Source organism: Chromobacterium sp. Beijing, assembly GCF_021496765.1.
Lineage (GTDB): Bacteria > Pseudomonadota > Gammaproteobacteria > Burkholderiales > Chromobacteriaceae > Chromobacterium.
The window spans coordinates 3,657,162-3,679,040 of sequence record NZ_CP053750.1; the positions used below are offsets into that span (position 1 = coordinate 3,657,162).

The 21,879-nt window shown below is 64.0% G+C and carries 26 protein-coding genes, 1 other RNA gene and 1 riboswitch; of the genes, 5 read left to right on the plus strand and 22 right to left on the minus strand.

What is annotated here, in order from left to right; genetic code table 11:
- Positions 1-78: 78 nt before the first annotated feature.
- The 4 genes from HQN78_RS16975 to HQN78_RS16990 form a co-directional block, all read right to left on the minus strand.
- Positions 79-468, minus strand: coding sequence for a hypothetical protein (locus HQN78_RS16975; RefSeq protein WP_107801128.1), 390 nt, complete (start codon positions 466-468; stop codon positions 79-81).
- 207 nt (positions 469-675) lie between these two features.
- Positions 676-1,629 carry a prolyl aminopeptidase gene (gene pip, locus HQN78_RS16980; protein WP_235085071.1) on the minus strand — a complete coding sequence of 318 codons (954 nt, stop codon included), beginning with the start codon at positions 1,627-1,629 and terminating at the stop codon, positions 676-678.
- Positions 1,630-1,798: 169 nt separating this feature from the next.
- Positions 1,799-2,608 (minus strand): sulfite exporter TauE/SafE family protein, encoded by an 810-nt coding sequence (locus HQN78_RS16985; RefSeq protein ID WP_107801130.1) that lies wholly within the window; start codon positions 2,606-2,608, stop codon positions 1,799-1,801.
- The gene (locus HQN78_RS16990; protein WP_235085073.1) at positions 2,602-3,066 is read right to left on the minus strand and encodes an EVE domain-containing protein; all 465 of its coding nucleotides are present in this window, start codon (positions 3,064-3,066) and stop codon (positions 2,602-2,604) included. The genes HQN78_RS16985 and HQN78_RS16990 overlap by 7 nt, the downstream gene beginning before the upstream one ends.
- 126 nt (positions 3,067-3,192) lie before the next feature.
- Here HQN78_RS16990 and HQN78_RS16995 point away from each other — a divergent pair, with 126 nt between their 5' ends.
- On the plus strand, positions 3,193-3,384 hold the full coding sequence (locus HQN78_RS16995) for a hypothetical protein (RefSeq protein ID WP_235085075.1): 192 nt from the start codon (positions 3,193-3,195) through the stop codon (positions 3,382-3,384).
- Here HQN78_RS16995 and HQN78_RS17000 read toward each other — a convergent pair.
- From HQN78_RS17000 to HQN78_RS17035, 8 genes are all read right to left on the minus strand, one after another.
- Positions 3,381-3,713: a DUF1294 domain-containing protein gene (locus HQN78_RS17000; protein ID WP_107801133.1), complete on the minus strand. Its 333-nt coding sequence runs from the start codon at positions 3,711-3,713 to the stop codon at positions 3,381-3,383. The genes HQN78_RS16995 and HQN78_RS17000 overlap by 4 nt on opposite strands.
- Positions 3,704-4,330, minus strand: coding sequence for a 5-formyltetrahydrofolate cyclo-ligase (locus tag HQN78_RS17005; RefSeq protein WP_235085077.1), 627 nt, complete (start codon positions 4,328-4,330; stop codon positions 3,704-3,706). The genes HQN78_RS17000 and HQN78_RS17005 overlap by 10 nt, the downstream gene beginning before the upstream one ends.
- Before the next feature lie 10 nt (positions 4,331-4,340).
- A non-coding RNA gene (ssrS, locus tag HQN78_RS17010) (6S RNA) lies at positions 4,341-4,524 on the minus strand.
- Positions 4,525-4,555: 31 nt separating this feature from the next.
- Complete coding sequence (locus tag HQN78_RS17015; protein WP_019101793.1) at positions 4,556-4,867, minus strand: cell division protein ZapA; 312 nt, start codon at positions 4,865-4,867, stop codon at positions 4,556-4,558.
- The gene (locus HQN78_RS17020) at positions 4,864-5,073 is read right to left on the minus strand and encodes a hypothetical protein (protein WP_048409989.1); all 210 of its coding nucleotides are present in this window, start codon (positions 5,071-5,073) and stop codon (positions 4,864-4,866) included. Before HQN78_RS17020 ends, HQN78_RS17015 begins: the two co-directional genes overlap by 4 nt.
- A gap of 21 nt (positions 5,074-5,094) precedes the next feature.
- On the minus strand, positions 5,095-5,967 hold the full coding sequence (locus HQN78_RS17025; RefSeq protein ID WP_227106366.1) for a cobalamin-binding protein: 873 nt from the start codon (positions 5,965-5,967) through the stop codon (positions 5,095-5,097).
- A complete protein-coding gene (gene cobU / locus HQN78_RS17030; RefSeq protein ID WP_235085079.1) occupies positions 5,964-6,497 on the minus strand; it encodes a bifunctional adenosylcobinamide kinase/adenosylcobinamide-phosphate guanylyltransferase in 534 nt (177 codons plus the stop codon). The genes HQN78_RS17025 and cobU overlap by 4 nt, the downstream gene beginning before the upstream one ends.
- A gap of 18 nt (positions 6,498-6,515) precedes the next feature.
- The gene (locus HQN78_RS17035) at positions 6,516-8,357 is read right to left on the minus strand and encodes a TonB-dependent receptor domain-containing protein (RefSeq protein WP_235085082.1); all 1,842 of its coding nucleotides are present in this window, start codon (positions 8,355-8,357) and stop codon (positions 6,516-6,518) included.
- Positions 8,358-8,537: 180 nt separating this feature from the next.
- Positions 8,538-8,783, minus strand: a riboswitch (cobalamin riboswitch).
- Positions 8,784-8,932: 149 nt separating this feature from the next.
- Here HQN78_RS17035 and cobT point away from each other — a divergent pair.
- The 4 genes from cobT (at position 8,933) to HQN78_RS17055 (ending at position 11,845) form a co-directional block, all read left to right on the plus strand.
- Positions 8,933-9,976 carry a nicotinate-nucleotide--dimethylbenzimidazole phosphoribosyltransferase gene (gene cobT, locus HQN78_RS17040; protein WP_235085084.1) on the plus strand — a complete coding sequence of 348 codons (1,044 nt, stop codon included), beginning with the start codon at positions 8,933-8,935 and terminating at the stop codon, positions 9,974-9,976.
- Positions 9,973-10,575 carry a histidine phosphatase family protein gene (locus tag HQN78_RS17045; RefSeq protein ID WP_107801139.1) on the plus strand — a complete coding sequence of 201 codons (603 nt, stop codon included), beginning with the start codon at positions 9,973-9,975 and terminating at the stop codon, positions 10,573-10,575. The genes cobT and HQN78_RS17045 overlap by 4 nt, the downstream gene beginning before the upstream one ends.
- Complete coding sequence (gene cobS / locus HQN78_RS17050; protein WP_107801140.1) at positions 10,563-11,291, plus strand: adenosylcobinamide-GDP ribazoletransferase; 729 nt, start codon at positions 10,563-10,565, stop codon at positions 11,289-11,291. The genes HQN78_RS17045 and cobS overlap by 13 nt, the downstream gene beginning before the upstream one ends.
- An 89-nt stretch (positions 11,292-11,380) precedes the next feature.
- Positions 11,381-11,845, plus strand: a complete 465-nt coding sequence (locus HQN78_RS17055) for a GNAT family N-acetyltransferase (protein WP_227106360.1) — start codon at positions 11,381-11,383, stop codon at positions 11,843-11,845.
- Between the two features lie 31 nt (positions 11,846-11,876).
- On the opposite strand, the gene speB is transcribed toward HQN78_RS17055, so the two are convergent.
- The 10 genes from speB to HQN78_RS17110 form a co-directional block, all read right to left on the minus strand.
- Positions 11,877-12,842, minus strand: coding sequence for an agmatinase (gene speB / locus HQN78_RS17060; protein WP_227106359.1), 966 nt, complete (start codon positions 12,840-12,842; stop codon positions 11,877-11,879).
- A gap of 149 nt (positions 12,843-12,991) precedes the next feature.
- Positions 12,992-13,771, minus strand: coding sequence for a YoaK family protein (locus HQN78_RS17065; RefSeq protein ID WP_107801143.1), 780 nt, complete (start codon positions 13,769-13,771; stop codon positions 12,992-12,994).
- A gap of 144 nt (positions 13,772-13,915) precedes the next feature.
- Positions 13,916-14,731, minus strand: coding sequence for an SPOR domain-containing protein (locus HQN78_RS17070; protein ID WP_235085086.1), 816 nt, complete (start codon positions 14,729-14,731; stop codon positions 13,916-13,918).
- Positions 14,728-15,444 (minus strand): type III pantothenate kinase, encoded by a 717-nt coding sequence (locus HQN78_RS17075; RefSeq protein WP_235085089.1) that lies wholly within the window; start codon positions 15,442-15,444, stop codon positions 14,728-14,730. Before HQN78_RS17075 ends, HQN78_RS17070 begins: the two co-directional genes overlap by 4 nt.
- Positions 15,441-16,406: a biotin--[acetyl-CoA-carboxylase] ligase gene (locus HQN78_RS17080; RefSeq protein WP_227106353.1), complete on the minus strand. Its 966-nt coding sequence runs from the start codon at positions 16,404-16,406 to the stop codon at positions 15,441-15,443. The genes HQN78_RS17075 and HQN78_RS17080 overlap by 4 nt, the downstream gene beginning before the upstream one ends.
- Positions 16,403-16,903 (minus strand): D-glycero-beta-D-manno-heptose 1-phosphate adenylyltransferase, encoded by a 501-nt coding sequence (rfaE2, locus tag HQN78_RS17085; RefSeq protein ID WP_235085091.1) that lies wholly within the window; start codon positions 16,901-16,903, stop codon positions 16,403-16,405. The genes HQN78_RS17080 and rfaE2 overlap by 4 nt, the downstream gene beginning before the upstream one ends.
- Before the next feature lie 137 nt (positions 16,904-17,040).
- Positions 17,041-17,490, minus strand: coding sequence for a type IV pilin protein (locus HQN78_RS17090; protein WP_304502821.1), 450 nt, complete (start codon positions 17,488-17,490; stop codon positions 17,041-17,043).
- Positions 17,491-17,499: 9 nt separating this feature from the next.
- Positions 17,500-20,526: a pilus assembly protein gene (locus HQN78_RS17100; RefSeq protein ID WP_235085094.1), complete on the minus strand. Its 3,027-nt coding sequence runs from the start codon at positions 20,524-20,526 to the stop codon at positions 17,500-17,502.
- Between the two features lie 5 nt (positions 20,527-20,531).
- Positions 20,532-21,350: a hypothetical protein gene (locus tag HQN78_RS17105; protein ID WP_235085097.1), complete on the minus strand. Its 819-nt coding sequence runs from the start codon at positions 21,348-21,350 to the stop codon at positions 20,532-20,534.
- Positions 21,341-21,871: a hypothetical protein gene (locus HQN78_RS17110; RefSeq protein WP_235085101.1), complete on the minus strand. Its 531-nt coding sequence runs from the start codon at positions 21,869-21,871 to the stop codon at positions 21,341-21,343. Before HQN78_RS17110 ends, HQN78_RS17105 begins: the two co-directional genes overlap by 10 nt.
- Between the last annotated feature and the right edge of the window lie 8 nt (positions 21,872-21,879).

Here is a 21,879-nt window from a genome sequence, read left to right on the forward strand (position 1 = left end):
CCATTATAACGGCGTCTTCGCTTCCGCGATAAGACCCCAAAAAAACAAATGCTTGGCCGGCTCCTTGACCCGTCGCCGTCAAGGGCAGGGCTTGACGCCCCAGCCTTTGCGGCCGCGCCAGCAGGAGAAATCCTCCTTCACCGAGCGTATGGTCCAGACATTGCCTTCGCGGGAGAGCTGGAAGCGCTGGCGCATGCCCTTGACGCTGTCGTCCATCAGGCCTTCGCGCAGCAGCGCGATGCTGGCCTTGTCGAAGGCTTCCGGTGGGCTGGTCTGGATCACTTTCAGGCTGCGGTATTCGAACTGGCCGTCTTCGCCCAGCCGGTTCTTGGCGAAGCGCAGCACCACTTCCAGCGGCAGTTCGCCGGGCTGGCCGGCAAAGGGGAAGCGCGTCTCGTCGCTATAGGCGGAGGCGGCGGCGGGCATTCCGGCCAGTAAGGCCGCGGCGCAGAGAACGATGGTTTTCAATTGCCAGTCTTTCCTTGTCGAAAACCAGATTCGACCGGCCCACGCGCCAAATAGTTGCGCGGGCTTAGAAGCGATTCAAAGTCTGCCGCGCTTCGGCGATACGGCGTTGAAAACGCTTTCAGGATGCTCATGCGCCACCTGCACATTCCGCCTCTTCAAGCGTTTTCGCCTTGTCTCGCCTTCGCTCGCGAGATCGTAAACACGTTCTTAGACCCGGCCGGCCAGATGGGCGTCGCGGAAACGCTCCAGTTGCCGCAGCAGCGCCTCGAGTATGCCCGGCTCCCACACAGAGTGGCCGGCGGCTTCCACCAGTTCGTAGTGGGCCTGCGGCCAGGCCTGGGCCAGCCTCAGCGCGGTGGAGGGCGGGCAGACCACGTCGTAACGGCCTTGCACGATGGCGGCGGGAATGTGGCGGATGCGCGCCAGCCCGTCCAGCAGCGCGCCTTCCGGCAAAAACACGCGGTTGACGAAGTAATGGGCCTCCAGCCGCGCCAGCGACAAGGCCACGTATTCGCTGCCGGCGCGCTCGGCGGCGTCGGCATTGGGGCGCAGCGCGACGCAAGCGCCCTCGTAGCGGCCCCAGGCGCGGCAGGCCGGCAGGTGCACCGCCGGGTCCGGATCGGTCAGCCGCCGGTAATAGGCGGCCAGCAAATCGCCGCGCTCCACCTCCGGGATGGGCGCGACGAAGCGTTGCCACTCCTCGGGAAAGAACTGACCCATGCCGTGCAGAAACCAGTCGATCTCGCGGCGCTCGCCCAGGAAAATGCCGCGCAGAATCAGGCCGCTGACCCGCTCCGGATGCGCCTGGGCGTAAGCCAGCGCCAGCGTGCTGCCCCAGGAGCCGCCGAACACCAGCCAGCGCTCTATGCCCAGTTGCTCGCGTAGCCGCTCAATGTCCGCCACCAGATGGGCGGTGCTGTTGTCGCGCAGCTCGCCGCGCGGCGAGGAGCGGCCGCTGCCGCGCTGATCGAACAGCACCGCGCGGTAAAAACCGGGGTCGAACAACTGGCGGCAGGCCGGCACGCAGCCGTCTCCGGGCCCGCCGTGCAGATAGAGGACCGGATACCCCTGCGGCTGGCCGCACTGCTCCCAGTACATGGAATGCAAGCCGTCCAGCGGCAGCATGCCGCTGGCAAACGGTTCTATCGGCGGATACAGCATGGCTTCTCCATCAAAAGTTCGGTTTCTTAGAGCCTGTTCAAAGGCTCGCGAGCCAGAGCGAGACAAGGCGAAAATTAGCGAAAAAGCGGAATGTACGAGGGGTACTGAGCATTTTGAGCTGGTTTTTAACGCCGTATCGCCGAAGCACAGCAGACTATGAACAGGATTATTAGCCGCGCAGCAGGCTATACAACATCTCACTGGCCATCGTCGCCATCAAGGCGGCGAACACCTGCTTCAAACGGGCCACCGGCAGCTTGTGCGCGGCGCGCGCGCCCAGCGGCGCCATCAGCACCGTCATCAGCATCAGCGCCAGCATCGCCGGCAGATAGATAAAACCCAAGGCGCCTGCCGGCAAGCCGGCAACGCTCCAGCCGCTGTAGAGATAGCCGACGGCGCCGGACACGGCGATGGGCCAGCCCAAGGCCGCGCTGGTGGCGATGGCGGTGTGCACCGGCACATTGCACCAACTCATATAAGGCACGCTCATGGAACCGCCGCCTATGCCCACCCAGCTGGAGATCATGCCTATCGCGCCGCCGGCGCCCCACTGCCCGGCCTGGCCCGGCATTCCGCGGCTGGCTTGCGGCTTGAGATTGAAGAACATCTGCACGGCGACCAGGTAGGCGTAGCCGACGAAGAACCATTTCAACGCCAGCCCGGAAATCGCGCCGGCGATCAGGCTGCCCAGCAAGGTGCCGACCACCATCGCCGGCGCCATCGCCCGCACAATGCGCCAGTCCACCGCGCCCTTTTTGTGATGAGCGCGCACGCTGGACAGGCTGGTGAACACCATTACCGCCAGCGAGGTGCCCACCGCCAGATGCTGAGCATGGTCGCCGCCCAGATGCGCGGCGGACAAGACCCCCAACACCACGGGCACGATGACCAGGCCGCCGCCGACGCCGAGCAGGCCGGCCAGAAAGCCGGCCACCGCGCCGCAGGCCAGCAGCGCCAGAATCAGCGGCACGCTCAGCATGCCAGCAGCTGTTCAGTGATATAGCGCCATTCGTCCTCGCTCAGCGGGGTGATGGACAGCCGGTTGCCGCGCTTGAGCACCGTCATCTCCGCCAGCGGCGGGTGTCGGCGCAGCTCGGCCGGGGACAGCAGCCGGGTCTTGCGCAGGAAACGCACGTCCACCGCCAGCCAGCGCGGCGCGTCGGGAGAGGACTTGGGGTCGTAGTAAGGGCTTTCCGGGTCGAACTGGCTGGAGTCCGGATGCGCGGAGGCGGCGATTTCCGCCAGGCCGGCCACGCCCGGCTCCGGGCAGGACGAGTGCCAGAACAGCAGCCGGTCCCCCTCTTGCATGCCGTCGCGCATGAAGTTGCGCGCCTGGTAATTGCGCACGCCGATCCACTCGAACAAGCGTTCGGGCTCGGCGGCGAGATCGTCGATCGAGGTATCGTCCGGTTCGGACTTCATCAGCCAGTATCGCATGGGCAATGTCTGTTAATCAGTCAGGGAAAGGGTTAACGCTTGCTCAATCTTACTGGAAAGATTGCGGCTTAGGCTGTCTTCACCGCCCCGAAAGGGGGTTCTGAAGCGATATGGAAAGGGAAGACCATGAAAACGCATGAAAAACAGCTGGTGATGGGTCTATTGCTGAGCGGCGCCTTGAGCGCCTGCGTGGTGGTGCCGCCCCGGGCGGCGCCGGTAGTCGTCAGACCCGCGCCGGTGGTGGTGCGCCCGGCGCCCGTCGTGGTGACGCCCGTCTACGGCTATTACGGCGACTACGGCCGCCGCCCCTGGCGCTAAGCCGCGCGCAGATACAGCCAGCCGCCCAGCAAGGCCAGATTCAGCGCCGCGCCACACCAGAACAGCAGCCGGAACGGCTGCTTGACGGTTTTGTGGCGAAACAGCCGGCGCGCCATCAGGCCGCCGGGCCAGCCGCATAGCACACCCAGCCACAGCAGCCGGGCTTCCGGCGTGCGCGGCCCGCCGCGCTCCGCCGCCCGCTTGTCGCGCCAGTACAGAATGAAGCAAAGCAGGCTCAGGCTCAGATACAGCCATGCCACCGCCCATTCCAGCCGCCCCAGCAGGGCCAAGGCCGGCAAAACGGCCAGGAAGACGATGGCTATCGGCATAGGGGGCTCAAAGGCAGCCGGCGCAAACCGGATTCGGTCAGCAAATAATCCAGCCGGACATCCCAGGGCTCGCGCGGCACGCGCTCGACGCGCTGGCAATCGTAGGCCACGCCCACCAGCAAGGGCTTGCCGAACAAGCGCGCGCGCTGGCGGAAGGCCAGCGTGGTGTCGTAGAAGCCGCCGCCCTGCCCCATGCGATAGCCCTCGTCGTCGATGGCCAGCAGCGGCACGAACAACACGTCCAGCCGTTCGGCGCGCAGCGCCGGGCCATCGTATTCGGCGATCCGGTAGCGCGGATGCAGATACCAGCGGTCAGCCGCGCCCAGACGGCTGAACCACAGCCGGCGGCCGCGCCGCGGAATCTGCGGCAGATAGACTTCCGCGCCGCGCCACAGCGCTGCGCTCATCAGGATTTCCAGATCCAGCTCCGAGCCGGCGGCCAGATAAGCGCCCACGCGCTTGCCGCGCTTGAGCAGCCGCGAGGCGTGACGCGCGATCGCCCGCATCGCCTGCAAACGGTAAGAAGCGCTCAGGGCCTGACGCGCGTGACGAATTTTCCTGCGCAATGCGGGCTTGTCGACGGGAAACGGATCGGAAACAAGAGAGGATGCAGTCATGGCAGAGGGGGGAGCCCCCGCGAGTGTCGTTCGGGCAAAATTCGCTTGTACCCTGTTTCCAGGGAGGGCCGCCTGCCAGTCATTTCGGGCGCATCCTCAAGAGGACGCGGCACGCCCATGACTCACGCTGGCAGCCTGAAGCGAACGCATTGGTACAAAGGAATTGTGTGCCTTCACAAACACCGCAGGGGGTACTGACCTTGGTGTTCGCCAGCGGGCTGCGGTTTAAAACAGCGCTTGCTGGCTTTCGCGGAGCGCCTGGTCGGCTGCTTCGCTCATACTGCGTATTTTACGCTGAAACGCCGCCATCTCCAAGCCCTCTCCCACTTTTGTCTTCAACAAATCGTGGGCGATGTTCAAGGCGGCCATGATGGCGATCTTGTCGGCGTCCATCACCTTGCCGTGCTGCTGGATCATTTCGATCTTGCCGGCCAGCAGACGCACCGCCTCTTGCAGCGTTTCCTTTTCTTCCGCCGGGGTGCCGATGGTGAAGGAACGTCCCAGCAGTTCGATTTCAACCTGAGCCACGTCGCTCATTCCGCATCCTCCGACGCCTTGGGCAGGCGCTCGACCAGAGCCGCCACCCGCGCGCGGGTTTCGTTCACTCTGAAGTTCAGCTCCGCATTGTCGCGCAGCGCTTCGGACAGCGCTTCGGCAAAACGGCCGTTTTGTGTTTCAAGTTCGCGAATGCGCGCCACCAACGCCGTCACCCGCGACTCGAGATATTCCAGTTCCTTGTCCATGGCGGCGAGGATAGCCGGCGCTCACTTGGCCGTCAAACCCAGCCGCTGCCGCGCTGTGTCCAGCGCGAGACACAGGGCCGCCGCGCCGTCCACCAGCCGCGGCCCGGGCACGACCATGGCGTCGCCCGGCAAGGCGAACAAGGCGTCTTTGGCCACCGCCGGCAGCGTTTGCCAACGACGCCACATCCGCAGGCTGGCCTCGTCGCCGGCCAGAATGGCCTGCGGACGCGCGGCCACCACGGTGGCGGCGGACACTTGCGGCGCCGGCTGCCGGACATCGCCAAACACGTTGACGCCGCCGCACAAGCTGATCAGCGGCCCCATGAAGCTTTGATCGCTGACGGTGAAAATGGGCGTTTGGCTGACTTGATAGAACACCCGCACCGGCGCGCGCGCGCCGTAACGCCGGCGCAACTCGGCCAGGCGCTGGCGATAACTCGCGGCCGCCTTGCCGGCCGCGGCGTCCACGCCCGCCAGCCGCCCCAAGGCCAGCATTTCCTTGGCCACGTCGTCCGGCTGCAAAGGGTGGCTCAGATAGACGGGAATGCCCAGGCCGCGCAAGCGCTCCAGTTCGCGCGGCGCGCCGCCGTCGCGCCAGGCCACCACCAGATCCGGCCGCTGCCGCATCACCGCCTCCAGGCTGAAGCCGGTGAAGCTGCCCACCCGCGGCAAACGCTTGGCGGCGTCCGGATGGTCGCTATGTTCCACCGTGGCCACCAGCTTGTCGCCGGCGCCCACCGCGTACAGCATTTCCGTGGCGTGCGGCACCAGGGTCAGAATCCTTTGCGCCGGCTGCGCCAGCGTGATGGTCTGGCCGCCGCCGTCCTGGGCGCTGACCGCCGCCAAAGCCGGCAGCGCGCCCAGCAGCAAGGCCAGAACCGGCAACCGTCTCATAGCTCGCCTTTCAACACCAGCGGCAAGCCGCAGGCCACCAGCGTCACCCGCTGGCAGACCTCCGCCACAGCTTGATTCACCCGCCCCAGCTCGTCGACGAAGTATCGGGTCTGGGCATTGGCCGACACCACGCCCCAGCCGATTTCATTGCTGACCAGCAGCACCTCGCCTCGGGCCTGTTCCAGCGCCGCCAGCAGCGCGGCGCGTTCCTGTTCGAAACCGGCGGTGTCGAAACCGCCGTCCTCGTTGAAAAAGCGCATCAGCCACATGCCCAGGCAGTCGACCAAAAGCAGGCCGCCCGCCGCGTCGCGACGCAGCAGCTCGGCGGCCAAGCCGCGGCCGGCCTCCGCTTGCGACCACGCCGCCGGACGCCGTCGACGATGGTGTTCGACGCGAGCGGCGAACTCGGCGTCGCCGCCGCGCAGCTCGGCCGTCGCCAGATAGCAGACCGGACCCGGGTGGGCCAAGGCCAGGGTTTCGGCGTAGCGGCTCTTGCCGCTGCGCGCGCCGCCGGTGATCAGGTGGGGCATGGTTACACCTCTACACTTTTACTGCGCCTGGTAGGTGACGCCGAGATAACCACCTAAACCACTGGTGTTGTAGCCATAAGCCGTGGTGTAGCGTTTCTCGAAGACATTGGTCAGACGCATCATTGCCGTCCATTCCTTGGCTAAACGGTAGTTGGCGAACAGATTGGTCAATGAATAACCGCCCAGCGTGACTGGAACATTGGGAAAAGGCCGGTAGTCAACATCCGGACGCTTGGCGCTAGCCTGCCATTCAACCCCTGTGATCGCCTTACCCCAGTCATAGGCGGCACTCAGTTGAGCAAAGGCACGCGCACGACGTTGCAACTGTAAATGGCTGCTCTCATCAATCGGATCCTGGTAGGTAGCCGAACCGCTAAGATCCCACGCACCATATGTAGCAGCGCCGGACAAAGTGACGCCCCTAATATGGGCATCACGATTGAGGGAGTGGTCTTTCTGATAAACAATCAGGTTTTCAATTCGATTATCAAACCAGGACAGTTCCAAGCGGCGGCCTTTACCAAGCCACTTCAAGCCCAGCTCGATATTACGCGAGGTTTCAGGCTGCAATGACGGGTTGCCATAGTTGGGCCAATACAAGTCATTGAAGGTTGGCGCCTTGTATGCCGTTCCATAGCTGGCACGCGCAGTCAACTCATCGCTGAAGCGATAACCATAGGCCAGCTGTCCTGTCGTCTTACCTCCAAACTGGGAGTCCCTATCATTGCGTAGGTTTGCCTGCACCAAATTATGGCCGAACTCCCCGGAGTAGCCTACAAATCCGGCATTATTGGTGCGTTGAGTCACCGAGTACCCATTCGGCAAATAAGTAGATTGACCGTCAACATTCTGCTGAGTATGCACCGCGCCAGCCAAGAAAGTGCCTATGCCTGTCTTGATATCATTCTGCCAGAACCATTCATTCTGACGAGTTTCTATCAAGCTGCTACGGTTAACCATATCACTGGCAACCCACGTCTCTTGACGATCAACGGTATGACTGAAACGCAAAGTGCTGGACCAATGATCAGTCAACGCGTTTTTTGATTGAATCGTAAAGCCGTTTTGCCTGTTTTTCTGCAAATCTTCGCCCACAGACGATTGGTCGAAATCAAGTTTGCTAAAGGTTTGAAAAGCACGCACTGTCAGTTCATGCCCCGGCAACAGTGTTTGGGTAACGTTAGCGCTATATGAAAGGTTGCGATACGGATCTCGATCCGGATTGTAGTTTGAACTGTCCCGATTCGTCGCGGAAATACCTTCGTTCATTTCATGGTTCAAATTCAGGCTGAACGCCGTATTCTCAACTTTACCGCTGATCCCTGCCCCGGCCTTCATCAGGCCATGGTCGCCCACACCAAAGCTGGCATTCAACTTGGGACTACCTTTGCCTTCACGAGTAAAAATCTGGATCACACCACCAATCGCATCCGCGCCATATAGACTGGAACCAGACCCTCTCAAAATCTCCACTCTCTCGATCTGTTCGAGAGGAATGTTCTCCACTGCGCTGGTGCCTGTTGTAGCCGAGACGATACGCACGCCGTCCACTAACACCACCGTCTGATTGGCGTTGGCTCCACGCATGAAAATACTGGACGGTGCACCACGCGTTCCCGTACTGACAATTTCCAGGCCACCTTGACGCGACAGCAACTGAGGTAAGCTGGTTGCCGCTGATTGCTCAATCTGCTCACGCGTAATCACACTCACATCGGACAAGGTCTTGGAAATTTCCTGCGGCTGGCGCGTAGCAGTCACCACCACCGGATCACCGGCGAACTCGGGCACATTGGCGGCATAGGCCTGGCCAGCACAAGCCAGCGAAACCAGCAAGGCGCATTGTTGGGGTTTGAACATGAAACACACTCCACATCGAATCTGGCCGCCGCGGCGGCATGGTTAGGAAGAGTGCGAAGAAGGCATGAAAAGGGGGACGCCGCGGCAGGACGCCGGGCCGTCTGTCGGATCGCCTCCCCGCGATACTCCAGTGCGGCCGCCTTCCGGGCGGCCATTGGGCGGGCGCGAGTGTGGTTTCCATGATCGCGCATGCCAGCAGGCCGGTCTCCGGGCTCGGCCTTGCGGCGATGCGCCTTCCCATCCGATGGACAGTGGCCCTTGCATCGCCTGGGCGTTGAGGTTCAACGTCTCGCGCATCGAGCGCGACTCGGTTGAACAGCTTCACACGCCAGGCCTTACCGTTGCGGGGGCAGCGCCGGTCTTGCACCGGCTTCCCGTTTCATCCGCGGCGCTTGAGCCGCGGACACCTGCTAGGTTCCGGATTATACCGGAGAGCATCCCGACGGGATGGCGCCAAAAGAAATATGTTTAGTTAGGATCAAATCGTCCACCGGCTGCGGGTTGCCCCGGTGGCGGGCTATCGCTTAAAGTCGCCGCTGAATCACTCTCTCATCCAGGCTGGAGTTGGCCATCTCATGACATTCATCGATACCTTTCGCTCACCCGATTTCGCCGCCTACCAGGCCGCCCGCGCCCGCCAGGCCACACTCACCAAGCCGGCGGGCAGCCTGGGCAGGCTGGAAGAGCTGGCCTGCCGCTTCGCCGCCTGGCAGGGCAAGGTCTGCCCGGACGCGCTGCGGCCGGCGATCACGGTATTCGCCGGCGATCACGGCGTGACGGCGGAAGGCGTATCCGCCTATCCCTCGGTGGTGACCGGCGAAATGGTGCGCAATTTCGCCAATGGCGGCGCGGCCATCTGCGTGTTGGCGCAAAGCCTGGACGCCAGGCTGGAGGTGGTGGACGCCGGCGTGCTCAGCGACGTCTCCGCGCTGCCCATCGTCCACGCCAAAGTGCGGGCCGGCACCGGCAATCTGGCCAGGGAGGCCGCAATGACGCCGGCACAGGCGGAGGCCGCGCTGGAAGTGGGCCGCCTGGCCGCGCGCCGCGCGCTGGACGGCGGCGCCAATTTGCTGATCGCCGGCGACATGGGCATAGGCAACACCACCGCATCCGCCGCGCTGATCTGCCGGCTGGCGGACTTGCCGCCGGAGCGCATCGTCGGCCGCGGCACCGGCCTGGACGAGGCCGGCCTGGACACCAAGCGCCAAGTGGTGCGCACCGCGCTGGCCCGCGTCGCCGAGCGCGATTTGTCCGCGCTGGACATCCTGGCCGAGCTGGGCGGCCTGGAAATCGCCGCCATGGCCGGCTTCTATCTGGAAAGCGCCGCGCAAGGCGCGCCGGCGCTGGTGGACGGCTTCATTTCCAGCGCCGCCGCGCTCTGCGCGCTGGCGCTGGAGCCGCGCGCGGGAGATTGGCTGCTGGCCAGCCACCGCTCGGAAGAAACCGGCCACCTGCTGGCGCTGCACGCGCTGAAGCTGGAGCCGGTGCTGGACCTGGGCATGCATCTGGGCGAGGGATCCGGCGCCGCCTTGTGCGTGCCCTTGCTGCAAATGGCCATCCGCCTGCACAACGAGATGGCCACCTTCGCCGAGGCGGGCATCACCGGAAAAGCGGAATGAACCCCTATACCCTGACCCTGTTGCGTCACGGCGAAATCGATCATGAGGGCCGCTTGATCGGCAGTTGCGATCTGCCGCTGAACGCCACCGGACACATTCAGATGGCGCAAAGCTGGCAGCGCATTTGCGCGCTGGCGCCGGTGACGGCGATGGCCAGCTCGCCCTTGCAGCGTTGCCGCGAGTTCGCGGTCCAGCACGCTCTGCACGGCTCGCTGACGCTGAAAGTGGACCCGCGCTTCGCGGAAATGGACTTTGGCGACTGGGACGGCATGGACGTGCAGGTGCTGGCGCAGCGCTATCCGGACTGGCGCGCCAAACTGGCGGCCGGGGAGCTGACGCCGCCGGGCGGCGAAGCTTACGATGGCTTCCGCACCCGAGTGCTGGCCGGCCTGTCCGAGTGGATGACCACGGCCAGCGGCAGCCACCGCGTGCTGGTCACCCACGGCGGCGTCATCACCACCTTGCTGGCGGAGTTGCTGGGCGCCGATTTTGCGGTGGCCAAGCTGATGACGGTGCAGCGCGGCGGCTTTGCCCAATTATCCATCCTGGACGGGCACCCGGCCTATTTGATGCGGCTGGAAGCACCGTGCGCGGACTGATTCTGGCGCTGCAGTTCCTGACCCGCCTGCCCACGCCGCAGCTGCGCGAGTTCAAGCCCGAGTGGTTGGCCGACAGCGCGCGCTGGTTCGCCGCGGTGGGCTTGATCATCGGCGCGCTATTGCTGGCGGCGCTGACCCTGGGCCGCCTGAGCGATCCTTGGCTGGCGGCGCTGCTGGCGCTCTTGATGTGGACCTGGGTCACCGGCGGCCTGCATCTGGACGGCTTGGGCGATCTCGCCGACGCGCTGGGCGCCGCCCACCGTTCGCGCGAACGTTTCTTCGAGGTGCTGAAAGATCCTCACGTCGGCAGCTTCGGCGCGCTGGCGCTGATCCTGGCCGTCGTCGCCAAGCTGATCTTGCTGATGTTGCTGGCCAAACAGCCGGCGCCGCCTTGGGGCCTGCTGCTGATCCCCGCCTGGTGCCGCTGTTTCGCAGTGTACTGGTCGGCCAGCCTGCCGGCGATCGCGCCCGGCAGCGGCGAGCGCTTCGCCTGGCGGCGGCACGGCCCCAGCCTGGCGGTCAACGCGGCGCTGCTGGCGGCGCTGTCGGCCTGGCTGGCCCCGGCATTGCTGCTGGCGCCTTTGGCGGCGCTGGCCTGGCGGCGCTTCCTGCTGCGCAAGCTGGGCGGCATGACCGGGGACTGCCTGGGCGCGGGCATTGAGTTGTGCGAAATCGGCCTCTTGCTGCTTTTGGCGGTCCGCTGGCCGGCGCTCTAGCAACGCTGCAACGATACCGCCATCTCCCCGTCATCCCGCGGTGATGCCGAGCGCGGATACTGGCGGCGTCGTCATCGCACGGAGCCGCCATGGCCCATCTGGAGATCAGCTGCGAGCGCGGCCGGCTGGACCGCGACATGATTCAGCGCTTCCTGTCTCAAACCCATTGGGCGCAAGGCCTGACGCCGGAGCAGCTGGACAAGGCCATAGCGCACTCGCTGGTGTTCGGCGCCTACCGCGGACAACGGCAACTGGGCTTTGCCCGCATCGTCACCGACTACGCCAGCTTCGCCTATTTGTCCGATGTGTTCGTGCTGGCCGAGGCCCGTCGCCTCGGCGTCGGCCGCGCCTTGATGGAGGCGGCGCTGGCCCACCCCGAGCTGCAGCAGCTGCGGCGCTTTCTGCTGGTGTCCCGCGACGCGCGCCCGTTCTACCGCCGGCTGGGCTTTGCCGAACTGCGCGACGGCGAACGCTATATGGAGCTGCGGCGCGAGCCGGCGGCGCAGCCGGCGCGCGCCTGGTCCTGGTTCCGCGCAAATAAAAACGCCGCTTGATGAGAGCGGCGTTCTTGCATGCGTCAACGATTTAAAGCGTGCCGGCCAGCTTCTTATTGCGCATCAGGCACAGCATGTCACAGGCCAGATGCGCGGCGGCAAGGGCGGTCACCTCGCTATTGTCGTACGCGGGCGCTACTTCCACCACGTCCATGCCGACGATGTTCAGATCGCCCAGATTGCGGACGATCTTCAAAGCCTGAGCGCTGCTGAGGCCGCCCGGCACCGGGGTGCCGGTGCCCGGCGCGAAGGCCGGGTCCAGACAGTCGATGTCGAAGGTCAGGTAGACCGGGCTGTCGCCGATCACTTCCTTGATGCGCGCGATGGTGGCGTCCACGCCGTTGTCGTGCACCCAGGGCGCGTCCAGCACATTCATGCCCATGAAGTCGTCGTTCCAGGTGCGGATGCCCACTTGCACCGACTTCTTCGGATCGATCAGGCCATCCTTCACCGCCTTGTAGAACATGGTGCCGTGGTTCAGGCTGTCCGGCTCGTCGTCCGGCCAGGTGTCGCAGTGCGCGTCGAAATGCAGCAGCGCCAGCGGCTTGCCGTATTTCTCCGCGTGCGCGATCAGCAGCGGGTAGGTGATGAAATGGTCGCCGCCGAAGGTCAGCATCTTGGCGCCGGAGGCCAGGATGGTGCGCGCGTGCTCGATGATGGAGGGCTTGATGGTCAGCGGATTATGCGCGTCGAACCAGCAATCGCCGTAGTCGATCACGGCCAGATCGTCGAAGGGGTTGAAGCCCCAGGGGAAGGGGCTCAACTCGGCCAGCTGCACGCTGGCGGCGCGGATCGCCTGCGGACCCAGCCGCGCGCCGGAGCGGAAGGTGGTGGACAGGTCCAGCGGAATGCCGGACACCACCACGTCGGCGCCGGTCAGATCTCGGCTATAGTTGCGGCGCATGAAGGACAGCACGCCGGCATAGGTGTTTTCAATGGAAGAGCCGTACAGGCCCTGACGGCGGATCGCGCCGTCGCCGTAAATGGTTTCGCTCATGAATACTCTCCGCGAGAGAGTACGCCGGGCTCAGGCGTCCCGACGATTACCGTCCATCTTGCACAGCCGACAGCTTGAGGCTGCCGCCCCCTTGGGGCGGAACCCCGAAGTTTGCCGCGATGCGCGCGGACGCACAAGAGCCAATCGAATCAATGGCTTTCCAGCTGGATGCGCCACAGCCGAAAACGCAGTCTCACGTCGTACCAGACCGGGCGCAGCCCCAGCAGAAACAAGAGCAGCGCCAGCGGCAGGGTGAAGCTGTATCCCATATGCTTGAAGCCCAGCGCCCCCACCACGCCGCCGCCGAAAAACGACAGCAGGATCAGCAGATAGGTGCGCAGCTTGACGCGGTTGGCGCGCACGTCCTTGACCTTGGGCATGCTTTCCCGGCCGTAGTAGCTGAGCTTGGCCAGCTCGATGCCGATGTCGGTGGCGATGCCGGTCATGTGGGTGCTGCGCAACAGGCCGCCGGACAGCTTGGTGACGATGGTGTTGTGCATGCCCATGATGAAGCAGAGCAACATCACGGTCAGCGGGGTGAAAAAGCCCTTGTGCAAGGACAGCGCGGCCCCCAGCAGGCCAAACAGCAGCAGCAGGCCGGCCTCTTCCATCATGGACACGCCGTAACCGCCGCGCAGACGCTGCCGGCGCGCCCACAGGATCAACCAGGAACTGTGCATGGCGCCGGCGATGAAGCACAGCAGCATCACCAGCAAGGACAGGCCCAGCGTCACCTCGCCCAGCGCGAACTCGTCGGCCATGCCGGACACGATGCCGGACATGTGCGAGGTGTAGCGGTGCACGGCGAGAAAGCCGCCGGCGTTGAGCGCGCCGGCGATGAAGGCCATGGACCACCCCAAATGCCGCAAGGTGCGGTCATTGAAACGGCCCCGGTCCAACAGCCGGGTGATGTTGCTTCGTCTGGACATATCCTGCTGACAGAATGAACAACGGCGGCCAGAGGCCGCCGTCATCGGAGAAATGAAGACCTGCGCCTGCGCCCGCTTGGGGCGATGCTTGATAGTGCATCGCCGCGCCGGCGCTGGCAAGCGGTCAGATCAAGACTATCCGTCTCATCCGCAGGATTTCAGGCCGATTCCCGGCGTCAGCCGCTTTTGCAGCCCCTTGAGCTTGTCGGCCTGCTGCGCGTCCAGCGTCTTGAAGCTGAGCGTGGTCTTGCTCGCCTTCTGCCCCTTCTGCTGCACCAGCGCCTTGTCGTAGCCGGCCGCCTTCAGCCGCGCGGCCAGACCCTTGGCCGCGTCTTCCTTGCCGAACAGGCCCAGCGACAGATGGCCTTTGAAGTCGTCGTTCTTGACGATGTAGTTGTCAAAGCCCTTACCCTTCAGTTCCGACGACAGCGTCGACGTCTCCGCTTGGGTGGCCAGCGGCGGATAATAGACCCAGAAGCGCCCGCCGCCGGCGGTTTCTTCCTTGCTGGCCTCGCTCAGCTGGCCGGCCTTGAGCTTGAGCTGCGGCACACCGCCCTTGACCCTGGCCAGCAGCTTGTCGTCCAGCGGCCCCCATTGCAGGCAGGCCGCGGCGGCTTCCGCCGGCTTGGCCGTTTCGGCCTTGGGCTCCGGCTTGGCGGTCTCCGTTTTGGCAACCTCCGCCTTGGCGGCCGCTGTTTTCGGCGCGGACGCTTCCTGGGCCTTAGGCTTGGCCGCGGCCAGCTTGTCCGCTTTGGGCGCGGAAGATTCGCGCAGCGGCTCCGCCGCCGGGGCGGACGCGGCCGGCGCGGAGGCGTTCGGCTTCCAATTGGCCGGCAGCAGCTTGACCAGTTCCGGGCTCACTTCCTGCGCCCGCACGTCCGCCGGCGGACGCTGTTTGAACGAGCCATACATCGCCACCAGCAAATTCAGCACCACGACCAAGGCTAGAAACCACTTCATTTTTCGTCGGCCACTCTTAATAAGCCCAATAACACCAGATTATCCACGATCTCGACCGGCCCGGCGAGCCAAGGCGCCAAGCGCGCCGCGTCGCCGCCGGTCAACAGCACCCGCACCGGAGCGCGTCCGGTATGCGCCTGCAATTGCCGACGCTGCGTTTCCACCGCGCCGGTCAGCGCGTACACCGCCCCGCTGGCCAAGGCGTCTTCCGTGCCTTGCGGGAACGGCGTCACCACGCCGGCGGAACGGTCCAGATTGGCGGTGTTGCGCGCCAGGCTGCTCAACATCAGCTTCAGCCCCGGCACGATCAGCCCGCCCAGATAATCACCCTCGGCCGTCAAGGCCTCCACGGTCAGCGCGGTGCCGGCGCAGGCCACGATCAAGTCGTCCCTATGCAGTTGCCGCGCGGCCAGCACCGCCAGCCAGCGGTCGGCCCCCTGCTCGGCCGGGTTGCGGTAGGCGTTGCGCACATCGCCGAAACCGGCCTCCGCCCGCACCCATCGCAAGGGACAGGGCGTTGCCGCCTCCAAGGCTTGCGCCGCCTCCGCCCGCGCCACCGACGCGCCCCAGGCGGCCGTGATCGGCCATTGTCGCCAGACTTCAGCCAGGCTGGCGATGTCGCCATGCTCCACCGCGCCCTGCACCAGCCAGTCACGGCCATCATGCACCGCCCATTTGACCCGGCTATTACCGGCGTCGATCAACAACTTCATGCCAGTTTCCTCAAACTGACCTCGCCGGCGTGATACGTCTTCACGCCGTCGGCGGTGTCCACCAGCAGGGCGCCGCTCTCGGCCACGCCGCGCGCCACGCCCTGCACCGGCTCGCCATGGGAAAAACTCAGGCAGACCGGCGCGTCCTGATGCGCGGACAAGCTCATCCACTCCTGCCGCAAGGGCACGAAGCCATGACGGTCGAAATCGCTCAGCACCCGGTGCAGTTCGTTCAGCAGCTCCGCCAGCAACGCGCTGCGCGCCAGCTTGACGCCCGCCTCGGCCAAACAGGCCACCGGCTGATCCACTTCGCCCGGTTCGCCCACATTCATGCCGATGCCGATCACCACCGCGGTCGGACCCAGCGCGTCGCCGGACAGTTCTATCAGGATGCCGGCCAACTTGCGCTCGTTCAACAACACATCGTTCGGCCACTTCAAGGCCACCGGCGCGCCCAGCCGCCGCAGCGTCCGCGCCAAGGCCACCCCTACCGCCAGGGACAGGCCGGCCAATTGGGACAGGCCGCGGTCGAAGCGCCACAGCAGGGAGAACGTCAGACCCGAGCCCAGCCGCGCCTGCCAGCGCCGCCCCAAGCGCCCGCGGCCGGCGGTTTGCAGCTCCGTCGCCAATACCAGGCCGTGCAGGCCGCCGCTGGCGGCTCGCGCCAGCAGCTGGGAATTGGTGGAGTCGGTGCGCTCCGCCACCGCCAGCGTGAAGGTATCCGCCGCCGCCTCGCTCAGGCCGTCGCGGATGGCCGACACGTCCAGCCATTCAAACGGCGCTTCCAAGCGATAGCCCTGCCCGCGCACGCTGAATACGGTGACGCCCAGGTCTTGCTGGATGGCGTGCACCGCCTGCCAGACCAGGGTGCGGGAACAGCCCAGTTCGCCGGCGATGTCTTCGCCGGAATGGAAACGGCCGTCGGCGAGACGGCGCAGCACCGCGAAAGCGTGTTCGCTCACCGGCCGGCCTCGCTGGCCCGAATCTTATTCAAGGTGGAGGTGGTGGAGGTGTCGAACAGGAAGGGAATGGAGTGCACCTGGCCACCGCGCGCCAGCGTCTCGGCGCTGCCGACGATCTTGTCCGGCGTCCAGTCGCCGCCCTTGACCAGCACATCGGGACGCACCTGCTCTATCAGCTGCGCCGGGGTGTCTTCGTCGAAACAGATCACCAGGCTGACGCTTTCCAAGGCGGCCAATACCGCCGCGCGGTTGTCCTGATGATTGATGGGCCGGTCGTCGCCCTTGCCCAGGCGGCGCACCGAGGCGTCGGTGTTCAAACCCAGCACCAGGCTGGCGCCCAAGGCGCGCGCCTGCGCGAGATAGGTCACATGCCCGCGGTGCAGGATATCGAAGCAGCCATTGGTGAAGACGATGGGGCGCGGCAAGGCCGCCAGCTTGTCCGCCAGCTGTTCCTGAGTGCAGATTTTATTTTCGAACAAAGGTGTCGGGTAGGACATCGGCTTCCTTCAAACTCGGCAATCGTCCATGGGCGGCCACGCCCCCATGGACATCAAGTTGCGAAGGATACCACAGCCCCCCACCGCTGCCGCTAGCCAAGCCGCGGACTCCGGTCCGCGGCTGTCTCGTTTCGCCCTCAGCGCCAGCAATTGCTGACGGTGCCGCTGGCAGCGCTCTTGCTGCCCAGGCTATTGAGGCTCAGCGTGCCGCAGCTCTCTCCCACTTGCCCGCCGGCCGGGGCCGCCTGCAAGGTATAGCCCTGGCCGTTGGCCAATGTGGCGGAGGCGCTCAGATCGCCCATGGTGATGGTGTAGCGGTTGTCCTGGCTGCTGATGCTGGAGGAGGCGTAGCTCAGCGCGGTCAGCGAGGACGCATAAGCATTATTCAGCGTGAAGTATTTTTCCTGCGCCTGGGCGATGGCTTGCAGCTCGGTCTGCACTTCGGCCCGATAGGTGCGTTGCACGTAGTTGGTGTACGACGGCAAGGCGATACTGACCAAAATGCCGACAATGGCCACCACGATAATCAGCTCTATCAAGGTGAAGCCTCGATTGACCCGCTTCGCCGCTTTGCTGCGATATCCCATTCCCCATCCTCAGTTATTGGTCAGTTCGCGCCAGGTGACGCGCTTCCAGCTGCGCCCCAAGTTCCAGCCCGTGATCGAGGTGCTGCCCGTGGTGCTGCTGGACAGCGAGTAGACCTTGCCGCTCAGAACAAAATCGGTGGTGCCCAACGAGCCGCCCATCTGCTTGCCGATGATGGGCTTGTAGTTGCCGGAGGAGTCCGTCGTCTGCGCCACGGTGTCCGCCAGCTTGGGCTTGATCCCGGCGCCGCCGTTGTCGTACTGCACCCGCAGAATATAGGCGGCGTCCTTGGGCGTGCAAATATCGCTGGTATCCGAAGAAGGGATATAGGTCTGATATTCCAGCGTCTTCGAATAATAGTTCAGCATCCCCACCACCCGCTCACCGCTGATGTTCAAATCCTCGTACCAGCCCAACTTGCCGGCGGTGGAACTGATCGAGCCGTACTGCGTCGAGCAGCTCTGGTTCGCCGTCGCGCTGGCCAGCGTGTAGTCTTTCCAGCTGATCGAGGTATTGGTGGCCTGCCGGTAAGTGGTGCCGCTGATTACATTGGTGGATAGGGTTTGTTGCAACAACAGGCGGCGATCGCAGACCGGCGCGCCCCAGTCCCAAATGCCGTACACACTGTGGCTGTTGGATTCCGGCGTGCAGCTACTGGTCTTGTCGCAGCTTTCTATGTATTTGCCGGTGCCGAACATCACAATCCGGTTGCTATTGCTCGCCGAGGTGACGCCGTTGCTGACCGGCATGGGCGCGGTCACCGGCGCCAGCACGATGGGCTGGGCCACGCCGCTGCTGTCTTTGGCGCTGAACAAGGGCACGCGGTTCAAGGCCACCTTCCAATTGGACGGCGTGCCGGAGCTGAGGTCGAACTTCCACATATTGCCCTTCAGATCCCCGGCGTAGACCACGTCTATCGTGCCGTTGCCGTCCAGATCCACCGGCTCGATGGTGGAGAGGCCGTTAGGCGACACCGCGGTGCCGGACAAGGTGGACAGCTTGTAGTAATTGCTGTTCAGGACCCAGCTGACGCTGGAATCCAGCGACAGAATCAGCAGGGCGGCGTCGCCGTTGGTGCTGTTGTAGCCATTGTGGCTGACCACATACCACTTGTTGTCATTGAGTTTGATGATCTGCGGCGCGCCGAACACATAGCCCATGTCCAGATCGTTGGTGGCGTTGAACTCCCATTTGGCGATGGAGGCGGCGCTGCTTTCGCTGAAGGCGTCCGGATTGGTGATATCCAGCAGATACAAGCCCTTACCGCCCGCGCCCAGGCCGCCGGCCAGATAGCTGCCCCAGGTGCTACCGATCTGGGCGTCGACGGCAACCGGGGTCGAGTCGACATAGAAGTTATGGGTATAGGAGTTGCTGGCCAGCAGGTTCAGGTTGCCGAACACCGGCGAGGGGATGTAGGCCAGCAGTTCTGCGCCGGTGGTAGCCTGAAAGCCATGCAGCATGCCGTCGTTGGCGCCCACGTACACCATGGAGGAACGGCTACCCTTGCTCGTCACGAAGGACTGGTAGCTGGTGCTGCTGTAGTTCGGATCGCTGGAGCCGTTCGCCGGTGCCGGGATGTAAGCCGGCGAGGAGTTGACGATGTCTCCCAGCTTGGTGGCAGGCCGCGGCCGGAACTGCGTGCTGCCGTAGCCCTCGTTCGCCGGGCTGCCGCGCAGATAAGTCAGCCGGCTTTGCGTCACTGAGCTGAGCTCGGACGAGGACGCCCGCAGAGCCTGCTGCTGCACGGTGTTCAGGCTGGCCCACTGGAAGGCTTGCCCGCCGCCGATGCCGCCGCTGGAAGTGATGATCTGGCGGCCGGTGTCGCTGTTCACCTTCAGCTTGGCGTTCCACAGGGGATTGCTCAGGGACAAGCTGGTGCCGCTGACCAGAATCTTGCGGGCGCTCAAGTCCCCGGACCAGTCCGCGCTGTTGACCGAGGCTTCATAGTAATAAGTATCGCCGCTGATCGTGGACTTGCTGCCCACCCCGGCCGAACCTGACCCGTTCTGATTGCTGATGTTCTGGAAGGCCTGATCCAGCTGGGCGTTCAGTTTGGACGGGTTGCTGACCAGCGAGTAATTGTCCGGGTTGCCGTCGCCGTCCGCGTCCCATTGCCAGACATTGTTCGGGTCAAAGGAGTTGGGGCTGCTGGGATTGGTCTTGTTGTCGGTGAAACCGCCGTACTTGGCCATATACCACAACGGGCTCTCGAACAGCGTAGTCGAGCCCTTGGTCGGATCCAGCGTGAAGGTGGCGGTAAAGGTCAAGGGCAGCACACGGCAAGAGCCGCTGCTGAGGCCGTAATTCAGCGGGTTATAGCCTGACTGCCCGCTGCTGGTGCCTATGCACTGAGTAGCGCTGCTTGACTCGTTCTCACGCACCACCAGGTAGGCGCCGGCCTTGTTCTCGGTGGAGGCCCCGGCCAAGGGTTGCACGCCGGAGATGATGAAACCCAGATGGTTTGCGTAGCCGCTGGCCGCATAGGTGGAGTTGACCGTCACCTGCACCTGATTGCTGCCCACCTTGCTGATCTGATAAGTCGCGATAGCATCCAGGTCGTAGTCGCTGCCGAACTCGCTATCGTCGAAGTTCACCTGAAAGGAATAGGAACTGCCGTCGCTGGCCGCGCTGGTCAGGAAGAAGTTGGTAATGGTCAAGGTATTGCTTGCGCCAATCACCACCTTGCCGAAAGGCACCAGCGTCACCGAACCGCCGGTCAAGGGCACGGTGATCTTGGGCAGGGGCGAAGACAGCCCCACCGCGAAAGTGCGCACCGGCGCCAAGGTGGCGCCGCTGGGCGGACTGGTCGGCGTCACCAGGATATTGGTGCGCGCATAATAAGCGGCCATCGCCGCGTAAAAGCTGCCCTGCCGCGTCGGCTCCTCCGGCGACAAGCCGCGGACATCGAAATTGGAGGCGGGCTTGCTGGTCGGCAAACCGTCGGCGGTGCCGCCGGACACCTCTCCTATCATCACGTTCTTACTACCGCTGCCAAACTGGTAGCCCCACAAGGTGTTGCCCAACTGGCTGACGTTCATCCCGCTCAAATCGTTGCTGTAGGAGAAGCCCAGGGCGAGCCCGGCATCTGACTGTCGTAAGAGGTCAAAGCCTCGCTGATCACGGTGACAAAGGGCTTGGTGCACCAGGCCCTGCCGTTATAGGGGTTGGTCCAGCTGGTGATCTTGGGCAGGCCCAAAGTACTGGTATCGATCGAGGTGGTGCCGGTGATGAATTTGGGCCCGCTCTTGCCCGCCAGATAACGCAGGCCCTCGTAATACATGGTGGCCACCGGGTTGCCCCAGTTGCCGCTGCCGCTGGTGGAGGTGTCGTAGCTGGAGCTGGGCTTATTGATCCTGAGGCGGTCGATCGTATCGGCCGTACCCCCAGCCTTAAAAGTACCGTCGCTGTTCAATTCGTCGCCGAACTTGCCGATGGCGTCGCGCAGCACCCCGCCCAACTGCGGCGAGTCATACGAGCCGGTCAGCAAGCCAAACTCCATATTGCTGCTGATGCCGTATTTGTGCAGCAGACCGGTGGGCAGGTAATTGCTGCCGTACTGATTGCAATTGCTCTCCAGCAAGCCCGCCACGCACACCCGCACTTGCATGGTCAAGGCGGTGAAGTTCTGAGACAGCTTGCCGTTGCTCTCGGTGCTGACCCAGTCCGTCATCACGTTCTTGGTGGGATCCATCGCCGCGATCCGCAGCACCGGCGTACCAGGATAGGTGCCGCTATCCATATTCACCATGACGATGTTGCGGCCCGCCGACAGCATGCTGGCGATGGTGCTTGTGGAAGTGCCGGCGCCGTTTTCATACTTGGACACGCCTAGCGTGGTATCGACGTAGGAGGTCAAGGACACCGTGGGCTGGTGGAAATGACGCTGCCGAAAGACTTGCCCCAGACATGGGCGTCCAGCGGGATGTTGGAGCGGATCAGCGTCGCGGGCGAAGCGCTGGCCCGCTTGCCGCCGTACAGCGATTTGCGCAGCACGTCGATGCGCGACATGGTGACGTAGTTGAGGAAGTCCCCGCTCCAGTGCGAGCCGTCGCAGGTTTTGTCGCTGGTCGTCGCATAGGGAATGAAAGCGCTGCTGGACGAGCTATAGGTGTAACACTTGAAGGAGTCGAAATAGCCGTAATAGTCGATGGACTTGGGCTTGTAGCCGATATCCGGCATCCCGACACCGTCCAGATCCGTATAGTCGTTGTAAGCTGCGACAAACAGATTATGGCTCTTGCCCATCACCAGCAGATTGATCGGGTTCACTTGCAAAGTGTTTTGCAATAAGGGTTGGGTCGGAATGGTCAACGCCCAGGCCAGGCTTCCCTGGGTCAGGGCCAAGATCAGACTCAAGCAACCTTGCATCAAGATGCGCGCCATCTTCCGTC